Below are 22,237 nucleotides of genomic sequence, written 5' to 3'. Positions count from 1 at the left end.
GTTCTTGCCGGCATTGGGCTGCGGGTGTTGTCGGGCCCGATCGGCGGGCCTTTGCATTTTTTTGGATAGATTGGCATGAGCGATAGCGTAGAACTCTTCACTGATGGCGCCTGCAAGGGCAACCCCGGTCCAGGCGGCTGGGGCGCGTTGCTGGTGTGCAAGGGCGTGGAGAAGGAACTCTGGGGCGGCGAAACCAATACCACCAACAATCGCATGGAGCTGATGGGCGCCATCCGTGGCCTGGAAGAGCTCAAGCGGCCTTGCGATGTGTTGCTGGTGACCGACTCGCAGTACGTCATGAAGGGCATCAACGAGTGGATGGCGAACTGGAAGAAACGTGGCTGGAAGACGGCGGCGAAGGAACCGGTAAAAAACGCCGACCTCTGGAAGCTGCTGGATGAACAGGTCAGCCGCCACAACGTCACCTGGAAATGGGTGCGCGGCCACATCGGCCACCACGGCAACGAACGGGCCGACCAGTTGGCCAATCGTGGGGTCGATGAGGTTCGGGGCTTCAAGCAGGCCTGATTCAGCCGGATGTACCCTCCTGTGACGAGGCGCTTGTGTGGGAGCAAAGCTTGCTCGCGACACAGGCGCCCCGGTTTTCCTGAAAGACCGCATGATCTTCATCGCGAGCAAGCTTTGCTCCCACAGTGTTTGCTTTCGCTCATCACTTGCTTCCACCAGCCTGGCTCCCAGGTAAATCCCCTTGCCACAAGAGCGTGTTAAGATCCGCGCTTTTGCAAGACTGCCCGCTGAGAGCTGAACACTGATGGCCAACAGATCTGTAGTACTGGATACCGAAACCACCGGCATGCCGGTGACCGATGGTCACCGGATTATTGAAATCGGTTGTGTCGAGCTGATCGGCCGGCGCCTGACCGGTCGCCATTTCCACGTTTACCTGCAACCGGATCGCGAAAGTGACGAGGGCGCCATCGGCGTGCACGGCATCACCAACGAATTTCTGGTGGGCAAGCCGCGTTTCGCCGAAGTGGCCGATGAGTTCTTCGAATTCATCCAGGGCGCGCAGTTGATCATCCACAACGCGGCGTTCGACGTCGGGTTCATCAACAACGAATTCGCCCTGATGGGCCAGCACGACCGGGCTGACATTACCCAGCATTGCACCATCCTCGATACCCTGATGATGGCCCGGGAACGTCACCCTGGGCAGCGCAACAGCCTCGACGCCTTGTGCAAGCGCTACGGCGTCGACAACTCCGGTCGTGAACTGCACGGCGCCTTGCTCGACTCCGAGATCCTGGCCGACGTCTACCTGACCATGACCGGCGGCCAGACCAGCCTGTCCCTGGCCGGTAACGCCTCGGACGGCAACGGTACCGGTGAAGGCTCTGGCAACCAGGCCACGGAAATCCGGCGTTTGCCCGCTGACCGCCAACCATCGCGGATTATCCGCGCCAGCGAGAGCGACCTGGCCGAACATGCCGCGCGTCTGGAAGCCATCGCCAAGTCCGCAGGTGCTCCGGCATTGTGGACGCAGTTGGCCGAGTCGCAGGCTACGGCGAACTGACCCGTTGCTCCCCTGTCACTCTCTTTCGTTTCATTTCTCGCCACAATCGCCACGACCTTCTAACCTGAGGTAACGGGCAGGCTACGGATCCCGCTTGATGTGTGAAGATTTGAAAGGCAAGGGCAATGGATGGCACCACGCCGTTGGTTGTCTCAAGGAATGAGGACCTTCCCCAGTATGCAACCGGTCATGAATCCCAAACACCCCGGGTTGTCGGTGCGCATCGTCGATGACGGCTTTGCCGCCTATATCTGGGGCAGTGACTTCAGCTTCGAAGTCAGCGACTACGCGACGGCGCAGATCGGCCGGCCCGTCAACCAGTGGCCGGTGACGCCCATTGTTCCCTATCGCAAGTGCTATGGCATCGATCCCGAGGAATTCAGCAGCTTCCGCAATGCCCCGGACAGCGAGATCTTCATGGCTTATCTCGACGACCAGCCCGTGGGGCATCTGGTGGTCAGTACCAACTGGAACGGCTATGCCCACATCGACGAGTTGGCGGTGCATGCGCCAGCCCGTCGCCACGGGGTGGCCAAGGCGTTGCTCGATGTCGCCCAGTTCTGGAGTCGCAAGAAAAAACTGCCGGGCATCATGCTCGAGACCCAGAACAACAATCTGGGTGCCTGCCGGCTCTATGAGCGTTGCGGCTACGTGCTCGGCGGTATCGATCACCTGCGCTATCGCGGCATTGACCGGCATACCGACGAAGTGGCGTTGTTCTGGTACCGGCTGTTCGATGATCCGCTGGGCATGTCGATCAGTGGCTCAGCAACGCCTCGGCTTGTTCCGTAACCCGTTCCAGCAGCGATTGGACGGCGGGTGAGGGCTGCGTGCCGTTCAGGCTCAGGGCATAGAGACCAATCGCAATGGCGGGCGATACCGGGCAGACGTCCAGGCCACTGCCCTTGGCGCCCGAGGCAGTGAACGGGTCGACGATGGCAAGGCCTTCGCCGGCCTCGACCATGGCGCGCATCATCTGATGGGTCTGGACGCGGATCTGGATCATTGGCGCCGGACGCAGCGCCGCCAGTTTATGCTCGAAGGCAGGGCTCAGTGGGTCATGGCCATCCAGGCCTACCAACGGCTGGCCCGCCAGGTCCTGGAGCGAAATGTATTTCTGTCGTGGTTGCAGCCAGCCGTGAGGTGCCAGCAATTGCAGTTTGCCCTGGGCGATCATCTGGCAATGGATGTCGGGATGCTCGGGGTCGTGCAAGCTCAGGCCCAGGTCGCTTTCACGCAACAGCAGGCTGTGGACGATGTCGCGGGTCGGTTGGCTGAGCAGGGTGCAAGGCGCATCCGGATGGCGGCGACGCAGGGCGGCGATGCTCTGGGGCAGCAACTGCTGGGCCAGCGGCGGGGTGCAGATAATGCGCAAGGGTGGCGCCTGATAGTGTTTCAGGCTGCTGGCCAGGCGCTGCACCGGTTCGAGGGTGTCGTACACCCGCGTGATGCCGTCGCGCAGTTCGAGAGTTTCCCGAGTCGCCTGCAAGCGCCCGCGCACACTGGCAAACAGCATGAAGCCCAGCTGCGCCTCGGCATCGCGCAGGATCGCCTCGACCTCTGCCACTGGCAATTGCAGCCATTCGGCCGCCGTGCCGAGGTGGCCGGTCTGCAGCAGCGCCTGGATCACTTCGATGTGGCGTAAACGCATGCAAGAAGTCCGTGTTCGGCGGGTGAGTCATTGAGTGGCCGAATCCTAACCCAAGTTCGGGCGTGACTTCTGCTCATAACTGCCAGTTATGAAGCTATTTGCGTTTCGGTGGGTGCTTGAGCTTGCAGTGGCGTTTCCGGTTCGCGTGTCAATTCGACTTGAGATTGCACCAGAACAAATTTGCCGTCGTCGCGTTTGTTGACGCGATCGCCGATAGCCAGCTTATAGGTGGTGACAGGCTCCTTGCCGTTTCCGTCGGGCGACGGGGTCGATTCATGGAACTCATGCACCAGATAGACGCGACCTTCGACGTCCCGCGCATGAAATTGTCCGACAAGTACTGCTGCCATTGCTTAGAACCTCTGGAAATAAATCACTCGATTTGCGGTTCTGTAGACCCTGGTCAAGCGCGGTAAGTTTTCCTACATGAAAAAAATAGTCCAACCGGCCGGTTTTTGTCGCTCCACTGGTCCAATTGTCACCCCGATCATCTATAACTACAGGCTCCTTTGAGCCGACAGTCGAGAAGCCTCTCATGAGTAATGTCTACACAGTGGCCGTTTTAGTGGGCAGCCTGCGCAAGGCATCGATCAACCGTAAGGTCGCGCTGGCACTGGCTGACCTGGCGCCAGCCAACCTCAAACTGAACATCGTCGAGATCGGCGAGTTGCCGCTCTACAACGAAGACATCGATGTTTCCCCTCCGGCAGCCTACAGCACTTTCCGTCAGCAGGTGGGCGCGGCCGACGCTTTGTTGTTCGTCACGCCTGAGTACAACCGCTCGGTACCGGCGCCGCTGAAAAACGCCATCGACGTCGGCTCGCGTCCCTACGGCCAGAGTTGCCTGAGTGGCAAGCCGGGCGCGGTGATCAGTGCTTCGCCGGGCGCCATCGGTGGTTTTGGTGCCAACCATCATTTGCGCCAGTCGCTGGTATTCCTTGACGTTCCCTGCATGCAGCAGCCGGAAGCCTACCTGAGCGGTGCCGGGACGGCGTTTGACGAGGCGGGCAACCTGTCGGAGTCGGTACGGCCCTTCCTGCAGACGTTCATCAATGCCTACGGCAAGTGGGTCGAGCAACACAAGAAGGCTTGATCTCTTTGCACAGCTTCAAGCCAAGCACCTTTGTGGCGGAGTGATTTTCTGTGGGAGCAAGGCTTGCCCGCGATGGCCGCAGCGCGGTTTACCAGCTGAACCGCGATATCGTTCATCGCGGGCAAGCCTTGCTCCCACAGTGGGAAAGCCTCCCTCGCGACATCGGCCATTCATCTGCGCGCTTTACTGGATATTCGAATTTCCATATATTCGCCCCTTCGCACCACCAGGCCGTTCTTCGTCACGTCTGATTCCCACTTTTCAATCCTTCTTCCAAGGCTGTTGCGCATGCTGATCGCGTCATTGATTTTCCTGCTGACCATTACGTTGGTGATCTGGCAGCCCAAGGGGCTTGGCGTCGGCTGGAGCGCGACGCTCGGCGCGCTGCTGGCGTTGTTGAGCGGGGTGGTGCAGGTCGGCGACATTGCGCTGGTCTGGCAGATCATCTGGAACGCCACCGGTACGTTTGTCGCGCTGATCATCATCAGCCTGCTGCTGGACGAGGCCGGCTTCTTCGCCTGGGCGGCCTTGCACGTGGCCCGTTGGGGAAAGGGCAGCGGGCGCAAGCTGTTTGCGTTCATGGTGCTGCTGGGCGCGCTGGTGTCGGCCCTGTTTGCCAATGACGGGGCGGCGTTGATCCTGACGCCCATCGTGATTTCGATGCTGCTGGCGTTGCGGTTTTCCCCGGCGGCGACCCTGGCATTCGTGATGGGTGCCGGTTTCATTGCCGACAGCGCGAGCCTGCCGCTGGTGGTGTCGAACCTGGTGAACATCGTCTCGGCGGACTTCTTCGGCATTGGCTTCAACCGCTACGCGGCGGTCATGGTGCCGGTGAACCTGGTCAGTGTGGCGGCCAGCCTGGCGATCTTGCTGTGGTTCTTTCGTCGCGACATCCCGCGCGACTACGACCCCGCTCAACTGGATGATCCGGCGACGGCGATCCACGACAAGGCAACGTTTTATGCCGGCTGGGTGGTGCTGGTGATCCTGCTGCTGGGCTGCTTTGCGCTGGAGCCGCTGGGGATTCCCATCAGCGCGATTTCCGCGGTCTGTGCTGCGTTGCTGCTGGCTGTCGCGGCCCGCGGCCACAAGATTTCCACCCGCAAGGTGATGAAGGAAGCGCCCTGGCAGATCGTGATTTTCTCCCTCGGCATGTACCTGGTGGTCTATGGCCTGCGCAATGCCGGGTTGACCGGCTACCTGGCCCATTGGCTCGACGGCTTCGCCGAATATGGCGTGTGGGGTGCGGCCATGGGCACCGGCGTGCTGACGGCGTTGCTCTCGTCGGCCATGAATAATTTGCCGACGGTGCTGGTCGGCGCCTTGTCCATCGATGCCAGCCAGGCCACCGGGGTGGTGAAGGAGGCGATGATCTACGCCAACGTCATCGGCAGCGACCTGGGCCCGAAAATCACCCCGATCGGCAGCCTGGCGACTTTGCTGTGGCTGCATGTGCTGGAGCGCAAGAACATCCAGATCGGCTGGGGGTACTACTTCAAGGTCGGGATCGTACTGACAGTGCCGGTGTTGCTGGTGACATTGGCAGCGCTGGCGGTGCGGTTGTCACTCTAGACCGAGTTGGCTTCATCGCGAGCAAGCTCGCTCCCACATTGGAATGCATTCTCCTCTATGAATGTGCTCCCCTGTGGGAGCGAGCTTGCTCGCGATGAGGCCCTGGCAGACACTCCAAAACTCAGCTGTTTTGGCCCGGCACATCCGGCCAGAGATCGGCCACCAGGAACACCCGCTCGGCTTCTTCCCACTCCCCCTCGGCATTTTCAGTCAGGCGCACCATCAGTTGCGCTGGCGCCATCGGGTCAAGGTCCAGTCGCCAGGCGTCCAGTTGCGCGGTGCTCCAGGTCTGCTCCGCCGGATAATGCGCCGGGGCCAACCAGGCGGCGCGGGGCAGGGGTTGCCAGCGCCCAGGTGGGCGCTGGGCGACGAATGCAGGCCAATCCCGCTGATGCAGCCAACTGCCCCGCAAATGCCGGGGATGCGCACCGGTCGGCGGGTCGGCGTGGCCCGGCCAGGGGTAGAGCAGGTAGCCGCCGAGCCAGAGCTCGGAGCGGAACACCTCGAGGCCGGTCGGCTCAATGCCCAATGCTGCCAAGGCCTCGCGGCTTTCCGGGCGCGCCGAGATGGGGAGCTGGTGCTCGCGCAAATGCGCCAGTTTACGGTCGAGTCGGTCATGACAGCCCGGCCCGAGCCACTGCGCGGTGTCCCGGCCATCCCCTTGCTGCGGGCCGAGGTACAACTTGATCGCCAACTCCAGATGATGGATGCCGTCACGATCGCGCAGCAGCAGGTCCAGTTCGCCCAGCGTATGGCCTTCGTGGCGGATCGGCAGGTTCGCGGCAATCAGCTCGATGCCAGGAGCGTGCTGCACGGCAAACTGCCACAGCCTTTCGTAATACAGGCCCAGGCGTCGCGTCCGTCCCAGGGACAGGCAGTGCAGCAGCGGGTAGCTGTCGCGGTCCAGTTGTCGCAGCCAGTGCTCCAGCTGATCAGGCGCCTGTACCCAGTCGCTGCCGGCCAGGGGATGGCGCTGGGGCCAGGGCGTGTCGATGAGCATCGGCGGGGCGATGATCGCCCACGCGAGGTCGCGCACTTCGGGATGGCGAAGGCGGCGGGGCAAGTCCAGCAATTCAGGGAACAGGATCATTTTGCGAGCATAGCTGCTGCGAAAGGCTTAAAGGATTTTGTCTATGGAGCGCTTTCGCCCATAATCGTGGTTTTCGCCCGTCGCAGACCCTCGCAGGAGCCTCATGGAGCAATTTCGCAATATCGGCATCATCGGTCGCCTGGGCAGTTCGCAGGTGTTGGACACCGTTCGCCGTCTCAAACGTTTCCTCCTGGAGCGACACCTGCATGTGATCCTCGAAGATACCATCGCCGAAGTCTTGCCGGGCCATGGCCTGCAGACGTCGTCGCGCAAGATGCTGGGCGAGGTCTGCGACATGGTGATCGTGGTCGGCGGCGACGGCAGCCTGCTGGGGGCCGCCCGGGCCCTGGCGCGGCACAATATCCCGGTGCTGGGGATCAACCGGGGCAGCCTGGGGTTCCTCACCGATATCCGCCCTGACGAGCTGGAAACCAAGGTCGCCGAGGTGCTGGACGGCCACTACCTGGTGGAAAACCGCTTCCTGCTGCAAGCCGAGGTCCGTCGTCACGCCGAGGCCATCGGCCAGGGCGATGCCCTCAATGACGTGGTGCTGCACCCTGGCAAATCCACGCGCATGATCGAATTCGAGCTGTACATCGACGGCCAGTTCGTCTGCAGCCAGAAGGCCGACGGCCTGATCGTCGCGACCCCGACCGGTTCCACGGCCTACGCGCTCTCGGCCGGCGGACCGATCATGCACCCCAAGCTCGACGCTATTGTGATTGTGCCCATGTACCCCCATACCTTGTCTGGGCGACCGATTGTGGTCGATGGCAACAGTGAGCTGAAAATCGTCGTGTCCAAGGATATGCAGATCTACCCGCAAGTGTCCTGTGACGGCCAGAACCATTTCACCTGCGCGCCGGGTGACACCATCACCGTCAGCAAGAAAGCGCAGAAGCTGCGCCTGATCCATCCGCTGGATCACAATTACTATGAAGTCTGCCGGACCAAGCTCGGCTGGGGCAGTCGGTTGGGGGGTGGAGGCGACTGATGCTCGATCCTGCGCGCAGTTACGATTTGATCGGTGACGTGCATGGATGCGCCCTGACCCTGGAACACCTGCTGGACCGACTCGGTTACCACAAGCAGGGCGGGGTCTGGCGGCATCCGTCGCGCATGGCTGTGTTCCTGGGGGACATCATCGACCGTGGCCCGCGGATTCGCGAGGCGCTGCATATCGTCCACGACATGGTCGTGGCCGGCCAGGCGCTGTGCATCATGGGCAACCACGAGTTCAACGCCCTGGGCTGGAGCACACCGGCTTTGCCCGGCAGCGGCCAGCGCTACGTGCGCGAACACACGCCGCGTCATGCTCGCCTGCTCAACGAGACCCTGACCCAGTTCGAGCAGCATCCCGGCGACTGGCATGACTTTCTCAAGTGGTTCTACGAGCTGCCGCTGTTTGTCGACGCCGGCCGGTTCCGGGTGGTGCATGCCTGTTGGGATTCGGGCCTGATCGAACCGCTGCGTGGCCTGTTCCCGGACGGTTGTGTCGACGAGCATTTCCTCCAGGCCTCGGCGCAACCGGGCAGTTTTGCCAGCACGGTGTTCGATCGTTTGCTACGTGGCACCGACATGCGCCTGCCCCATGGCCTGACGCTGACCGGTGGCGATGGCCTGACCCGTTCGTTTTTTCGCACCAAGTTCTGGGAAGACAACCCGCAGACCTACGGCGACATCGTCTTCCAGCCCGACGCCTTGCCAGAACCGGTGGCCCGCACACCGCTGTCGCCGGATGAAAAAAACAACCTGCTGCGCTATGGCGTCCATGAACCGTTGCTGTTCGTCGGCCACTATTGGCGCAGCGGCAAGCCCGCGCCCATTCGCCCGAACCTGGCCTGCCTGGATTACAGCGCGGTGCTCTACGGCAAGCTGGTCGCCTATCGCCTCGACCAGGAAACCCGCCTGGATCCGCACAAGTTCGTCTGGGTGGATGTCGAGCGGCCGGAGGTGGTGCAATGAGCGTCGTCGCGGTTTTGCGCCTGCCCTTGGCAGTGGACCTGAGCGGCTTCGTCAAGTTGCTGCAACGCATGCAGGTGCCCCATCGCGTCAGTGAAGAGGCGGGCGAGCAGGTGCTCTGGGTGCCGGATGAAATCAGTGAGGACGTGCGTTCGTTGTACGCGCGTTTTCCCGCCGGCGATCCCGACCAGCAGTTGGAACTGTCAGACACGGGTGGCACTTCCCGGCGGGCGGGGTTTGTCCAGCAACTGACGCGCAGCCCAGTGACGGCCGTGGTGTTGTTGCTGAGCCTGATCGTCAGTGCGGTCACCCTGCTAGGGGAAAATCTTGAGGCCCTACGCTGGCTGACCTTCCTCGAGTTCCGCGTCGTTGGCGACTACATCCAGTTCACGCCGTTGGCCGATAGCCTGGCGGCGGGGCAGTGGTGGCGCCTGGTGACACCGATGCTGATTCACTTCGGCTTCCTGCACATCGCCATGAATGGCATGTGGTACTGGGAACTGGGACGGCGGATCGAGGCGCGCCAGGGTGGCATCAACTTGCTGGGGCTGACGCTGCTGTTCAGCCTCGTCTCCAATTTCGCCCAGTACTTTTTCAGCGGCCCGACGTTGTTCGGTGGGTTGTCGGGGGTGTTGTACGGCCTGCTGGGCCATTGCTGGATCTACCAATTGCTCGCACCGAACCCGGCCTATCACTTGCCCCGTGGGGTGTTGGTGATGATGCTGGTGTGGTTGCTGCTGTGCCTGTCCGGGCTGGTTTCGCTGATCGGTTTCGGTGAAATCGCCAATGCGGCCCACGTCGGCGGGCTGCTCGTCGGATGCTTCACGGGTTTGTTGGGCGGGCTGTTCGCTCGCCGTAAAATGGCCCTTTGACCGGCGCCTGTGCCTTTTGAGAATGCGCGATTTGCGCGGAGAACCCATGTCTTCCTTCAACGAAATGATCCAGAACATCACACCCGACATCTACCGGAGCCTGAAACTGGCGGTGGAAATCGGTAAATGGGCCGATGGCAACAAGCTCACCGCCGAGCAACGCGAACTGTCGTTGCAGGCGATGATCGCCTGGGAAATCCAGAACCTGCCCGAAGAGGAGCGCACTGGTTACATGGGCGCGCAGGAATGCCATTCGAAGTCCACTGAAGTGCCGAATATCCTGTTCAAGTCGGACGCCATCCATTGATCGAGATTGGCCGCGGTGCAATCAGCAAGATGTCGGCGCGCCTTGACGGGCCGACCGTTCAATACGCCTTTCGCCTGGGCGATGTCGAGGTGCCGGTCAACCCGTTGATCGGCAGCACGGTGCGCCTGGAGTACCTCGGTGCGATCCACTGCACCCACTGTGGACGCCGGACCAAGACCAGCTTCAGCCAGGGGTATTGCTACCCCTGCATGACCAAGCTGGCCCAGTGCGACCTGTGCATCATGAGCCCCGAGCGTTGCCATTACGAGGCGGGCACCTGCCGCGACCCGGCCTGGGGCGAGCAGTTCTGCATGACCGATCATGTGGTCTACCTGGCCAATTCCTCGGGTGTGAAAGTTGGCATCACTCGCGCCACGCAATTGCCGACCCGCTGGCTGGACCAGGGCGCCAGCCAGGCGCTGCCGATCCTGCGGGTCGCCACCCGCCAGCAATCGGGGTTTGTCGAAGACCTGTTCCGCAGCCAGGTGGCGGACAAGACCAACTGGCGCGCCTTGCTCAAGGGCGACGCCGTGGCGGTGGACCTGCCGGCGATCCGCGACTCGCTGTTCGAAAGCTGCGCCCAGGGATTGCAGGGGTTGCAGGAACGATTCGGCCTGCAAGCGATCCAGACCATAGCGGACGTCGAACCCATCGAGATCCGTTATCCGGTGGAGCAATACCCGGCCAAGATCGTCAGCTTCAACCTGGACAAGAACCCGATCGCCGAAGGCACGCTGCTGGGGATCAAGGGCCAGTACCTGATTTTTGACACCGGCGTGATCAATATTCGTAAATACACGGCCTACCAGCTCGCCGTGCATCAGTAGAAGGATTCGACCTATGCGCACCGAACAACCGAAGATGATTTACCTGAAGGACTATCAGGCGCCCGAGTACCTGATCGATGAGACGCACCTGACCTTCGAGTTGTTCGAGGACCACAGCCTGGTCCATGCGCAACTGGTGATGCGCCGCAACCCCGAGCGCGGTGCCGGGCTGCCGCCGCTGGTGCTCGATGGCCAGCACCTGGAACTGCTCTCGCTCAAGCTCGACGACGCCGACCTGGGGCAGGGCGACTATCAACTGGACGACAGTCACCTGACCGTTCACCCCAAGGCCCAGGCCTTCACGGTCGACACCACCGTCCGGATCCACCCGGAAACCAACACCGCCCTGGAAGGTTTGTACAAGTCCGGCAGCATGTTCTGCACCCAGTGCGAGGCCGAAGGTTTCCGCAAGATCACCTATTACCTCGACCGCCCGGATGTGATGAGCAAGTTCACCACCACCGTGGTGGCCGAGCAGCACAGCTATCCGGTGCTGTTGTCCAACGGCAACCCGATTGCCAGCGGCCCCGGCGAAGACGGCCGGCACTGGGCGACCTGGGAAGACCCGTTCAAGAAGCCGGCCTACCTGTTTGCCCTGGTGGCCGGCGACCTGTGGTGCGTCGAAGACACCTTCACTACCCTGAGCGAGCGCACCGTAGCGCTGCGCATCTATGTCGAGCCGGAAAACATCGACAAATGCCAGCACGCCATGACCAGCCTGAAGAAGTCGATGCGCTGGGACGAAGAGGTGTACGGGCGCGAGTACGACCTGGACATCTTCATGATCGTCGCGGTCAACGATTTCAACATGGGCGCCATGGAGAACAAGGGCCTCAATATCTTCAACTCCAGCGCCGTGCTGGCCCGCGCCGAAACCGCCACCGATGCCGCGCACCAGCGGGTCGAGGCGATCGTTGCCCACGAATACTTCCATAACTGGTCGGGCAACCGCGTGACCTGTCGCGACTGGTTCCAACTGTCGCTCAAGGAAGGTTTCACGGTGTTCCGCGACGCCGGGTTCTCGGCCGACATGAACTCCGCCACCGTCAAGCGCATCCAGGACGTGGCGTACCTGCGTACCCACCAGTTCGCCGAAGATGCCGGCCCCATGGCGCACCCGGTGCGTCCGGACAGCTTCATCGAGATCTCCAACTTCTACACCCTGACCGTGTACGAAAAGGGCTCGGAAGTGGTTGGCATGATCCACACCCTGCTGGGGCCTGAGGGTTTCCGCAAGGGCAGTGACCTGTACTTCGAACGCCACGACGGCCAGGCCGTGACCTGCGACGACTTCATCAAGGCCATGGAAGATGCCAACGGCGTCGACCTGGCCCAGTTCAAGCGCTGGTACAGCCAGGCCGGTACACCACGGCTGGCGGTGAGCGAATCTTATGATGCCGCCGCCAAGACCTACAGCCTGACCTTCAGCCAGAGTTGCCCGCCGACCCCGGACAAGCAGGAAAAACTGCCGTTCGTGATTCCCGTGGAGCTGGGCCTGCTGGACAGCCAGGGTGCTGAAATCCCTCTGCGCCTGGCCGGTGAAGCGGCGGCAGACGGCACGTCCCGAGTGATCTCGGTGACCGAAGCCGAGCAGACCTTCACCTTTGTCGACATCGCCGAACAGCCGCTGCCTTCGTTGCTGCGTGGTTTCTCGGCGCCGGTGAAGCTGAGCTTTCCGTACAACCGCGACCAGTTGATGTTCCTCATGCAGCACGACAGCGACGGGTTCAACCGTTGGGATGCCGGCCAGCAATTGTCGGTACAGGTGCTGCAGGAACTGATCGCCCAGCATCAGCAGGGCGCCAGCCTGGTGCTGGACCCGCGCCTGGTCAGTGCGCTGCGCAGTGCGCTGTCGGACGAGTCCCTGGACCAGGCCATGGTCGCCGAAATGCTCTCGCTGCCAAGCGAAGCCTACCTGACGGAAATCAGCGAAGTGGCTGACGTCGAGGCGATCCATGCCGCCCGTGAGTTTGCCCGCCAGCAGTTGGCCGAGAACCTGTTCGAAGCCCTCTGGCTGCGTTATGCAGCCAACCGCGACCTGTCGAAGAAAACCCCTTACGTGGCCGAGGCCGAGCATTTCGCCCGGCGCGCGTTGCAGAACATCGCGCTGTCGTACCTGATGCTCACCGGCAAGCCTGAGGTGCTGAGTGCGACCCTGGAGCAGTTCGACACCGCCGATAACATGACCGAGCGCCTGACCGCGCTGGCGGTGCTGGTCAACTCGCCATTCGAAGCCGAGAAGGCCAAGGCGCTGGAAGTGTTTGCGGAAAACTTCAAGGGCAACCCGCTGGTCATGGACCAATGGTTCAGCGTCCAGGCCGGCAGCCCGTTGCCGGGTGGCCTGGCGCGGGTCAAGGCGCTGATGGAGCACCCGGCGTTCAATATCAAGAACCCGAACAAGGTGCGGGCGCTGGTGGGGGCGTTTGCCGGGCAGAACCTGATCAACTTCCACGCGGCCGACGGTTCGGGTTATCGCTTCCTGGCGGACCTGGTCATCCAGCTCAATGGCTTCAACCCGCAGATCGCCTCCCGGCAACTGGCCCCGCTGACTCGCTGGCGCAAATACGACAGCGCCCGCCAGGCGCTGATGAAGGCCGAACTGGAGCGCATCCTGGCATCCGGCGCGCTTTCCGCCGATGTGTTCGAGGTGGTGAGCAAGAGCCTGGCATAAACAGGCACTGCCTTACCTTTGTGGCGAGGGGATAAATCCCCTCGCCACATTCATCACCCTCACGAATGTCTTCTGATTCACCCTTGGCCGATATCCCCCGGTTAACAAAAGATAACGTGGCGTCGATTGTCAGACCTTTCGAAAGCCCGATAGGATAGGTCTGCTTCCGAAGTGGCTCTAGATTGCAGGTTTCAGGACTATGCTCCAGGACTGGCAACGTACCAAGCCATAACAATAATAATGGGGGAAAGGTCTATGAATGAGCCTGTCATGGCTGTGGGCCGCAGCCGGCCGCCGATGCTGCGCAGAGTCGCGTTGCTGGCTTCGGCGCTCTCGCTGCTGGGCTCTGCGGTGTTGTCGGCACCGGTGATGGCTGTTGCGGCGTCGACGTCCGATGTCATCTATTCCGTCGAATCGGCCAAGGCCAGCAAAACCCTGATGCTCGATGTGGTCCACGCCGGCCAGCGCCTGGTGGCGGTCGGTGACCGCGGGCACATTGTCTATTCGGACGACCAGGGCAAGTCCTGGACCCAGGCCAAGGTGCCGACTCGCCAACTGCTCACGGCGGTATTTTTCGTCGATGACAAACACGGCTGGGCCGTGGGGCACGACGCGCAGATCCTCGCCAGCGATGATGGCGGCAGCAGCTGGACCAAGCAATTCGAAGACCTCACCCGCGAAGCACCCCTGCTGGACGTCTGGTTCAAGGATGCCAGCAACGGTTTCGCCGTGGGCGCCTACGGCGCACTGCTGGAAACCACCGACGGCGGCAAGCACTGGGAAGACGCCAGCGACCGCCTCGAAAACGAAGACCAGTTCCACCTCAATGCGATAGCCGCCGTGAAAGATGCCGGGCTGTTCATTGTCGGCGAGGCTGGCAGCATGTTCCGCTCCGCCGACTGGGGCCAGACCTGGGAAAAGGTCGAAGGCCCGTACGAAGGCTCGCTGTTCGGGGTCATCGGTACGGCCCAGCCTTCGACGTTGCTGGCCTATGGCTTGCGCGGCAACCTTTATCGTTCCACTGACTTCGGCGGCACTTGGGATCAGGTCGAGCTCAAGGCCGCGCGCGGTGCCCTGGAGTTCGGCCTGTCAGGCGCCACGCTACTGGCGGACGGTTCCATCGTGATTGTCGGCAACGGCGGCAGCGTCGTGCGCAGTACCGACGACGGCGAGACCTTCAGCGTGTTCAACCGCCCGGACCGAATTTCCGTGGCGGCCGTCACGGCGGCAGGCAACGGCAACCTGATTCTGGCGGGGCAAGGTGGCGTTCGTGCCACCACGTCCACCGGCGCCGAACTGAGCAAATGAGTCACGCCTGCAAGACGGGCACAAAAACAAGAAGGCGGACCCCATGAGCAGTCATCACCAAGACAAGGCGACGTTCCTCGAGCGCCTGATTTTCAACAACCGCCCGGCAGTGATCATCATTTGCCTGCTGGTCAGCATTTTCCTGTTCTGGCAGGCCACGCTGATCCGGCCGTCCACCAGTTTCGAAAAAATGATCCCCCTCGAGCACCCCTTCATCCAGAAGATGCTCGAGCACCGCAACGACCTGGCGAACCTGGGCAACACGGTGCGTATTTCCGTGGAGGCCACCAACGGCGACATCTTCTCCAAGGAATACATGGAGACCCTGCGTCAGATCCACGACGAGGTCTTCTACATCTCCGGCGTCGACCGTTCCGGGCTCAAGTCGTTGTGGAGCCCGAGCGTGCGCTGGACCGAAGTGACGGAGGAGGGCTTCGCCGGCGGCGAGGTGATCCCCCAGAGCTACAACGGTTCGGCCGACAGCCTCGATCTGCTGCGTAATAACGTGCTCAAGTCCGGCCAGGTCGGGCGCCTGGTGGCCAACGACTTCAAGTCGAGCATCATCGACATCCCGCTGCTGGAGTCCTATCCCGACCCGCAGGACCAGGGCAAGTTGCTCGCCCTCGACTACCGGAAGTTTTCCCACGAGCTTGAAGACAAGATCCGCAACAAGTTCGAAGCCCAGAACCCCAACGTGCAGATCCATATCGTCGGTTTCGCCAAGAAGGTCGGCGACCTGATCGACGGCCTGGTCATGGTGGTGCTGTTCTTCGGCGTGGCTTTCGTCATCACCCTGATCCTGCTGTACTGGTTCACCAACTGCATGCGCAGTACCGTCGCGGTATTGACCACCACCCTGGTGGCGGTGGTCTGGCAACTGGGGCTGATGCATGCGGCCGGTTTCGGCCTGGATCCGTACTCGATGCTGGTGCCGTTCCTGATCTTCGCCATCGGCATTTCCCATGGGGTGCAGAAAATCAACGGCATCGCCTTGCAGTCCAGCGATGCGGACAACGCCCTGACAGCGGCGCGGCGCACCTTCCGGCAGTTGTTCCTGCCGGGGATGATCGCGATCCTGGCGGACGCCGTGGGTTTCATCACCTTGCTGATCATCGACATCGGCGTGATCCGCGAACTGGCCATTGGCGCCTCCATCGGCGTGGCGGTGATCGTGTTCACCAACCTGATCCTGCTGCCGGTGGCGATCTCCTACGCTGGCATCAGCAAGCGTGCGGTCGAGCGCAGCAAGAAAGACGCGACCCGCGAACATCCGTTCTGGCGCCTGCTGTCGAACTTCGCCAGCGCCAAGGTCGCGCCGGTGTCCATTGCCCTGGCGGTGATCGCCTTTGGCGGTGGGCTCTGGTACAGCCAGAACCTGAAGATCGGCGACCTGGACCAGGGCGCGCCGGAACTGCGTCCGGACTCGCGCTACAACCAGGACAACAACTTCATCATCAGCAATTACTCCACCAGCTCCGATGTACTGGTGGTGATGGTCAAGACCAAGGCCGAAGGCTGCTCGCGCTATGAAGCCATGGCCCCCATCGACGAGCTGATGTGGAAGATGCAGAACACCGAGGGCGTGCAGTCGGCGATTTCCCTGGTGACCGTGTCCAAGCAGATGATCAAGGGCATGAACGAGGGCAACCTGAAATGGGAAACCCTGTCGCGCAACCCTGACGTGCTGAACAACTCCATCGCCCGGGCCGATGGCCTGTACAACAACAGTTGCTCCCTGGCACCGGTGCTGGTGTTCCTTAACGACCACAAGGCCGAGACATTGGACCGCGCGGTGAAGGCGGTGCAGGACTTCGCCAAGGAAAACAACCGCGATGGCCTGGAGTTCATCCTTGCCGCCGGTAACGCAGGCATCGAAGCGGCCACCAACGAGGTGATCAAGGCATCGGAGCTGACCATCCTGATCCTGGTGTACATCTGCGTGGCGACCATGTGCATGATCACCTTCCGTTCCTGGGCGGCGACGCTGTGCATCGTGTTGCCGCTGGTGCTGACCTCGGTGCTGGGCAACGCCCTGATGGCGTTCATGGGCATTGGCGTGAAGGTCGCGACCCTGCCGGTGGTGGCACTGGGCGTGGGGATTGGCGTGGACTACGGCATCTACATCTACAGCCGCCTGGAGAGTTTCCTGCGCGCCGGGTTGCCGTTGCAGGAGGCTTACTACCAGACGCTGAAATCCACCGGCAAGGCGGTGCTGTTCACCGGTTTGTGCCTGGCCATCGGTGTTTGCACCTGGATCTTCTCGGCCATCAAGTTCCAGGCGGACATGGGGTTGATGCTGACGTTCATGTTGCTGTGGAACATGTTCGGCGCGCTGTGGCTGCTGCCGGCGCTGGCGCGGTTCCTGATCAAGCCTGAGAAACTGGCGGGGCAGAAGGGTAATTCGTTGTTTGCGCATTGATCGACGGTAGAACCTGCCCAATGTGGGAGCGAGCTTGCTCGCGATAGCGCTGTGACAGTCAATGAAGGTGTTGAATGTCAGTGCGCAATCGCGAGCAAGCTCGCTCCCACAGGTTTTTACAGCCTTGGTGGCGAGGTCAGCCTGATGCATCGCTGTCATCAGGCGCCAACGGCAAGAACTTGCTCTGTGCCATGAGCTTGCCGATTTTCCCTCGATGCACATTCACCACCGCGTAGGGGCTATCAGCCTTGGCGAGCAGCGAGTGATAGTCTTCCCTGCGTTGTGCCTTGGTTTTCAGGTGCGCGACGCTGTAGTCGGCTTTCGGCGTATCGATTTTTTCGTAGTGAAAATGCGCATACCAAAGGGGGAAGCCGTCCCGGTTGTTGATGGCATATTCCTGGAGGAAATCCTGGCGGGCTCCTTTCAAGGCCTTGCGTTCACCCAGTCGTGCAACTTGAACCAGGTCTTTTTCGAACAGGTACTGGAGGTTGCCGTCGGTGGGCGGCAGGTGCAGGCTCAGTTGGACACGCAGGGCGCTGCCCCTGGACGTCAGTCTGGAGATGGCCTCGGCCAACTGTCTACCCAGCGCTTGATCAGCCGCTGTGCGTGGCGTTTGTGAGGCGACGAAGGCCCTGTCGAGTTCTTCAGAAAGCGTGCGGAAGCGACTTGCCTCATTGTTCATGATCTCCTCGATTTCCTGAGGATGACGGCAACGCTTTTTATAGCTTTCAGCGCGGCGGAGACGTTTCTCCAGTTCCTCCAGCAGTGTTCGCGCATCGCCGTTTATCGCGTTGATCGATCGGGTCCTGGGGGCTGGAACCGGTCGGTGTACGTCGACAACGTCCCATACGTCGTCGTGACGCGAATAGGTGGCAAGCACCTGATTGTCGACTTCGGAGCGCAACTCGACGACTTCAATCGGCAAGGAGGTGCCGGCAGGTTTCAGGTCACCAATCAGAACGCCACTCCTGCGGGTCGTGATCACCTTTTTCTGAAGGCGCCCGGAGTGCGTCTTCGGGCGTTTGGGCGCACGCTTGCGCGGTGTCGGTTCGGGTTTGACTTCTGCCGCCAGTCTTCCGGAAGCGTCCTGGTACAGGCTGTCAAGCAGCGTGGCCAGCCTGTCGAAATAGGACTCGTTGATATCGTCGACATAAAGCGCCTTCATGCCCTGCAACGCGTCGAGGGCCTCGCCATAATGCTCGGTCAGGCTGGTCAGTACCTCAAGCTGCTCAGAGGCGGTCAGGTCGTACAGTTGCAGGTCAGCGTGGGAGCGCACCTGCTCGGCCAATGGCCTGACGATGCGATACAGGCTATCGGGCAAGCTGGTTTCGGGGTGTTTGATGGCCAGCATCGGCAGGGCGGCCAATTGCAGGGCCTTGGTGCCTATGACATTCCGTTCATTCTGCGGACGGCCGCGGGTCAGGCGTTCGAATGCCTGGGCTCCCACGGAATCCAGGTTCAATAGCTTCTCCAGGTACTCATCCTTGAGTTGCAGCCAATGGATGGCGCGATCATTGATGTCGCTCATGGCTTCAAGGAACATCACGTAGCCCTGCATGTCGCGAACCACGGCTTCTTCCACAAACGTTCCGGAAAACTGCGGGTGAGCGGCATTCAGGGCCCGTTGATCCATCTCGACGACCAGGAAGGCCTTGCGGGCATTGTTGACCACATTCTCCATCAGCCCGCGGACGCTTCCAGAGGGCAAGCCAATGCCCAGTCTTGCGCGCTCGGGCGCACTGTCCAGCAGTTTCAAATAGATGTCGGTCTGCTCGTTGAGCAGGTCATAAAACACTTTTCGTTTTGGCGCGCGCTGTTCCTCGGTATAGGCGTTTCCTTCCTCGAGCCGGGTCATCACTTGTTGGGCAATGTCCAGGGATCGTTGTCGTTCGTTCTCCTGGGCGAGGTAATTGTTCATTTCAGCGCTCAGCTCAATGGCTTTGTGGGCATTGAGGCGACGCTGGTCAGCCAGGCGCTTGGGCGGCGCACCGCCGCGCAGGCGCAAGCGCAGGTCAAGGGACCAGTTGCCGTCCAGGTCCGATTGCAGCGCAGGCCCGGTCTGTGTCGGGTCGAGCGGGTCGACAATCGTGGTGCTGCCGTCCGGGTCCGGGTTGACCGGGTACAGCCCGTCTTGCAGCAACGCGTGCCATTTGTTGGCGATCACGTACAAGCCCTTGAACGGGCCATTTCCAATCGGCTCAGGCAAGGCAGTCGGACGCGCCACCTGCATGCGTCGTATGCGGGTGCGTTGTTCCTGCGTCAGGTGACGGCGAGGGCTGCTGAAACTGAAGTCCAGCGACCTGCTGGGTTGTTCGCCAGGCAAGGCGACGGATCCTTCCAGAACGCTCGGCGAGGTCGGTTCGGGCCACTGCTGTGCAACGACACGTGGCGCGGGGGCGCGCATCGCTTGGTCCTTGATCGATGCGGGCGTGACTGCGCGAACCGGTGCACGGACGGCGGGAAAATGGCTCACCAGCATGGCCAGGTTGACCAGCAAATCGACGGTGGCCAGTTCCCGCGTTGCCGGATCGTCACTGCTCAGGGCCGGGATATCTTGACTGGCGCTGGCCATCAGGCTCCATAGCCAGACGGTGGCCATGGCCGGGCCGCGCAGCAACGGAAACAGCAGTGTATTGAACAGCAGGCTGCCGCCCTTGAGTAACACCGCCCAGCGGCTTTCGCTGTTGGAGACAGAGTTGCGGTCGGCCTGGGTGACCAGGGCTCGGGCGTTGCAGCCGTAGAGGTACTGCATCAATTTGCCGTTGCGCAGGTATTGCAGCAGTTCATCGTTGCCGGCGTCGACGGCGAGCGTTGCCGGAACGGGCTTTTCGGGAACGCTGAACTCGTCGCCCTCGAAGAAACGCACGATGTGCGGTTCGAGGAAGCCGCCATTGGCATACACCGGGCGTGCGTCGTCGGACATCCAGGTCAGGACGCTGTTCTGCAAGTCTGCGGCGCTCACGACGGACTGCAACAGTGCCTGGCGCGTCGCAAACTCCAACAGCACGGGCGCGTACAGGGGGCGATACAACAGGTGCGGGCCCGTTCTGGCGTCCTGCGCCTCGACGATGAACATGTTGCTCACGAGGTCGGGCCGGGCCTGGGGCTTGCGCAGGAAGGCCAGGTGTCGAATGACCACGGGGCGACCGTCAACCTGTCGGTCCTCAGCATCGGGTTGCAGCAGGGCCTCGATCAGATGCAGTCCTTGGCGAGTCATGCCGTTTTTGTTGTCGAGCATTTGCTGCAGCGCCTCGAGCGGCAACTGCGCCGGGAGTTGTTCGGCGAACGTCCGTTGAAATGCCTGCGCTTGAGGCGAGTCGCTCAACAGGGCTTGTTGCAGGTAGCGCGGATAAACCGTGCCGATGTCGACCTGTTCGATCAGCCCGCCCTTGCGGGTAATGAAGTCCGGCGTCAACCAGGCAGGCAAGGCCAGACCCCGGCGATGACTGAGTTGCAGGTTGCCACTGGGGCGTGCGACGAGGTTGTCGATGGCCAGTTGCGTCAGGCTCATCGTTCTTTTCGCGCGGATGCCAACGGTCCCGGGGTATCCCGCCGAGACGGTGAACGTCAGTACCACATCGTCGGGTTGGTAGTGACTGGGTTGCACCTTGGCCGGGCTGCTGTCGTTAGTCTTGCCCATCTGCGTGAGCAATGCGTCCGAGGTAAAAGCCTTGATGTCGCTGAGTGCGGGACGTCCTTGAGTGCGTTGCTTGAGGCTGGCCAGTGCCAGGCTGCATCGCTGGAACGTTGCTCGATCGACGACGGAGGCTTTTTTCAGCCATTCGGGCAGCAACGGCCCGAGTCGTGCCGATGTTTCAGGCGTGAGGCGCGGCGCGTCGTGCAGATAGCGAGCGGGATCGCTCAGCTCGCTGTAGAGCGTCTTGAGGTCTGGCAGGCCGATTCGGGAGGGCAACTGTACCGCCTGCACATCGGCAAGTTGTTGCTCCAAGATCATGGCGGCCTGGGTGTCGAAGGCATGCCCGTCGATTTCGTAGCGTTGACAGGTCACGCTGTCGACGACATAGCGACTGGCGATCCGTTCGCCCCAATACCGGTTGAAGGCTTCCATCGACTCGAAGGACTGCACGGCGCTGCCGGGGCTGCAAAGCACAATGACGAGGCCGTAGCGAGTGTAATGGAGCAGCAGGATCTCGTTGCTGGGCAGCACGCTGCTGGAGGTGCCTTGGGTGACAGTGCTTTCCAGGCTGTAGGCGTAGACGGGCGGGACATTGTGGCTAAAGCGTTGTTCACGGTCCGGCCAGCGGACGATCTGGGCCAGGGTCTCGCGTGCCGGTTCGGTCAGTCCTGGCTGTTGCAGCCCCCGGATATGCAGCATGTTCTTGAGTGTGTCGCTGAGCCATTGCCAGCGGCTGGTGCGGACAGGGGCATCGGTTTGCGGGCGGGGGCCGATGTCAGCGTTCCAATAACGGGTCAGTGCGTCTTCCAGCCCGATTGGAGCGGTCGAGGGCAGTTCAAGCAGCAGTTTTTCGATGACCTGCATGTCGAGCTTTTCATCCCGTGGCCAAAGGCGCTGCGGCGGCGTGTCGGAGAGGTAGCAATCAAGACTTCCCCGGGGGCTGAAATCCACGGAGGTGCCGAGGGCCAGGTATTCGAGCACCCGCGGCATGAACGGTTGAAAGTGCCAGCCACGGGTGATCGCATTTGGTGTGGCCAATTGGGTCTTGGCGAGGTCGATGGTCAGCGAGGGGTATCTGGCCTTGATGGCCTGTTGGAACATTTGTTGCGCGACTTGCTCGAAGGTCGGGCGGTCGGCGAATGACTGGCTGACGGTTTGCGCAAGGGCAGAGGGGCTGTCAGCCGGGGAGGGCGAGGTCATAAGAAGTCCTTTTCCTGAGCTCATGGCCGTCGGGATGACGACGAGTCAAGTATCGACCTCCTGTTTTCCTGGTGTGCGGTATATAGCTACTGCC

17 protein-coding genes are annotated in these 22,237 nt (G+C 61.6%); 13 read left to right on the top strand and 4 right to left on the bottom strand.

The window, feature by feature from the left end:
• Positions 1–75: 75 nt before the first annotated feature.
• From rnhA to KI235_RS17770, 3 genes are all read left to right on the top strand, one after another.
• On the top strand, positions 76–528 hold the full coding sequence (gene rnhA, locus KI235_RS17780; protein WP_003202727.1) for a ribonuclease HI: 453 nt from the start codon (positions 76–78) through the stop codon (positions 526–528).
• Between the two features lie 244 nt (positions 529–772).
• On the top strand, positions 773–1,534 hold the full coding sequence (gene dnaQ, locus KI235_RS17775) for a DNA polymerase III subunit epsilon (protein ID WP_013693564.1): 762 nt from the start codon (positions 773–775) through the stop codon (positions 1,532–1,534).
• Positions 1,535–1,711: 177 nt separating this feature from the next.
• On the top strand, positions 1,712–2,326 hold the full coding sequence (locus tag KI235_RS17770) for a GNAT family N-acetyltransferase (RefSeq protein ID WP_003202723.1): 615 nt from the start codon (positions 1,712–1,714) through the stop codon (positions 2,324–2,326).
• Here the strand turns inward: KI235_RS17770 and KI235_RS17765 are convergent.
• Complete coding sequence (locus KI235_RS17765) at positions 2,292–3,185, bottom strand: LysR family transcriptional regulator (RefSeq protein ID WP_003202721.1); 894 nt, start codon at positions 3,183–3,185, stop codon at positions 2,292–2,294. The two genes, KI235_RS17770 and KI235_RS17765, sit on opposite strands and share 35 nt — an antisense overlap.
• A gap of 86 nt (positions 3,186–3,271) precedes the next feature.
• Complete coding sequence (locus KI235_RS17760) at positions 3,272–3,535, bottom strand: hypothetical protein (RefSeq protein WP_003202719.1); 264 nt, start codon at positions 3,533–3,535, stop codon at positions 3,272–3,274.
• 185 nt (positions 3,536–3,720) lie between these two features.
• Here KI235_RS17760 and KI235_RS17755 point away from each other — a divergent pair, with 185 nt between their 5' ends.
• Positions 3,721–4,278, top strand: coding sequence for an NAD(P)H-dependent oxidoreductase (locus KI235_RS17755; RefSeq protein WP_003202716.1), 558 nt, complete (start codon positions 3,721–3,723; stop codon positions 4,276–4,278).
• A gap of 288 nt (positions 4,279–4,566) precedes the next feature.
• The gene (locus KI235_RS17750) at positions 4,567–5,850 is read left to right on the top strand and encodes an arsenic transporter (RefSeq protein ID WP_003202715.1); all 1,284 of its coding nucleotides are present in this window, start codon (positions 4,567–4,569) and stop codon (positions 5,848–5,850) included.
• Positions 5,851–5,971: 121 nt separating this feature from the next.
• Here the strand turns inward: KI235_RS17750 and KI235_RS17745 are convergent, their stop codons facing one another.
• The gene (locus tag KI235_RS17745) at positions 5,972–6,940 is read right to left on the bottom strand and encodes a DUF1853 family protein (RefSeq protein ID WP_027911847.1); all 969 of its coding nucleotides are present in this window, start codon (positions 6,938–6,940) and stop codon (positions 5,972–5,974) included.
• Between the two features lie 103 nt (positions 6,941–7,043).
• Here KI235_RS17745 and KI235_RS17740 point away from each other — a divergent pair, with 103 nt between their 5' ends.
• The 8 genes from KI235_RS17740 (at position 7,044) to KI235_RS17705 (ending at position 17,306) form a co-directional block, all read left to right on the top strand.
• Positions 7,044–7,934, top strand: a complete 891-nt coding sequence (locus KI235_RS17740) for an NAD(+) kinase (RefSeq protein WP_003202709.1) — start codon at positions 7,044–7,046, stop codon at positions 7,932–7,934.
• The gene (locus KI235_RS17735) at positions 7,931–8,905 is read left to right on the top strand and encodes a metallophosphoesterase (protein WP_172681412.1); all 975 of its coding nucleotides are present in this window, start codon (positions 7,931–7,933) and stop codon (positions 8,903–8,905) included. Before KI235_RS17740 ends, KI235_RS17735 begins: the two co-directional genes overlap by 4 nt.
• Positions 8,902–9,774, top strand: a complete 873-nt coding sequence (locus KI235_RS17730; RefSeq protein WP_003202703.1) for a rhomboid family intramembrane serine protease — start codon at positions 8,902–8,904, stop codon at positions 9,772–9,774. The genes KI235_RS17735 and KI235_RS17730 overlap by 4 nt, the downstream gene beginning before the upstream one ends.
• Before the next feature lie 46 nt (positions 9,775–9,820).
• Positions 9,821–10,081 carry a DUF1315 family protein gene (locus KI235_RS17725; protein WP_003202701.1) on the top strand — a complete coding sequence of 87 codons (261 nt, stop codon included), beginning with the start codon at positions 9,821–9,823 and terminating at the stop codon, positions 10,079–10,081.
• Entirely contained in the window at positions 10,078–10,908 is an 831-nt protein-coding gene (locus KI235_RS17720) for a DUF2797 domain-containing protein (RefSeq protein WP_003202699.1), read from the top strand. Before KI235_RS17725 ends, KI235_RS17720 begins: the two co-directional genes overlap by 4 nt.
• A gap of 13 nt (positions 10,909–10,921) precedes the next feature.
• Entirely contained in the window at positions 10,922–13,579 is a 2,658-nt protein-coding gene (pepN, locus tag KI235_RS17715; protein ID WP_212795197.1) for an aminopeptidase N, read from the top strand.
• A gap of 255 nt (positions 13,580–13,834) precedes the next feature.
• Positions 13,835–14,887, top strand: a complete 1,053-nt coding sequence (locus KI235_RS17710; RefSeq protein ID WP_028237622.1) for a YCF48-related protein — start codon at positions 13,835–13,837, stop codon at positions 14,885–14,887.
• A gap of 43 nt (positions 14,888–14,930) precedes the next feature.
• A complete protein-coding gene (locus KI235_RS17705) occupies positions 14,931–17,306 on the top strand; it encodes an RND family transporter (RefSeq protein ID WP_003202691.1) in 2,376 nt (791 codons plus the stop codon).
• Positions 17,307–17,442: 136 nt separating this feature from the next.
• Here KI235_RS17705 and KI235_RS17700 read toward each other — a convergent pair whose 3' ends face one another.
• Positions 17,443–22,143 (bottom strand): DUF6543 domain-containing protein, encoded by a 4,701-nt coding sequence (locus KI235_RS17700; protein ID WP_212795196.1) that lies wholly within the window; start codon positions 22,141–22,143, stop codon positions 17,443–17,445.
• Positions 22,144–22,237: the final 94 nt, after the last annotated feature.

Source organism: Pseudomonas sp. St386, from assembly GCF_018325865.1.
Taxonomy (GTDB): Bacteria; Pseudomonadota; Gammaproteobacteria; order Pseudomonadales; family Pseudomonadaceae; genus Aquipseudomonas; species Aquipseudomonas brassicacearum.
This window is presented reverse-complemented; position numbering and strand designations above follow the sequence as displayed.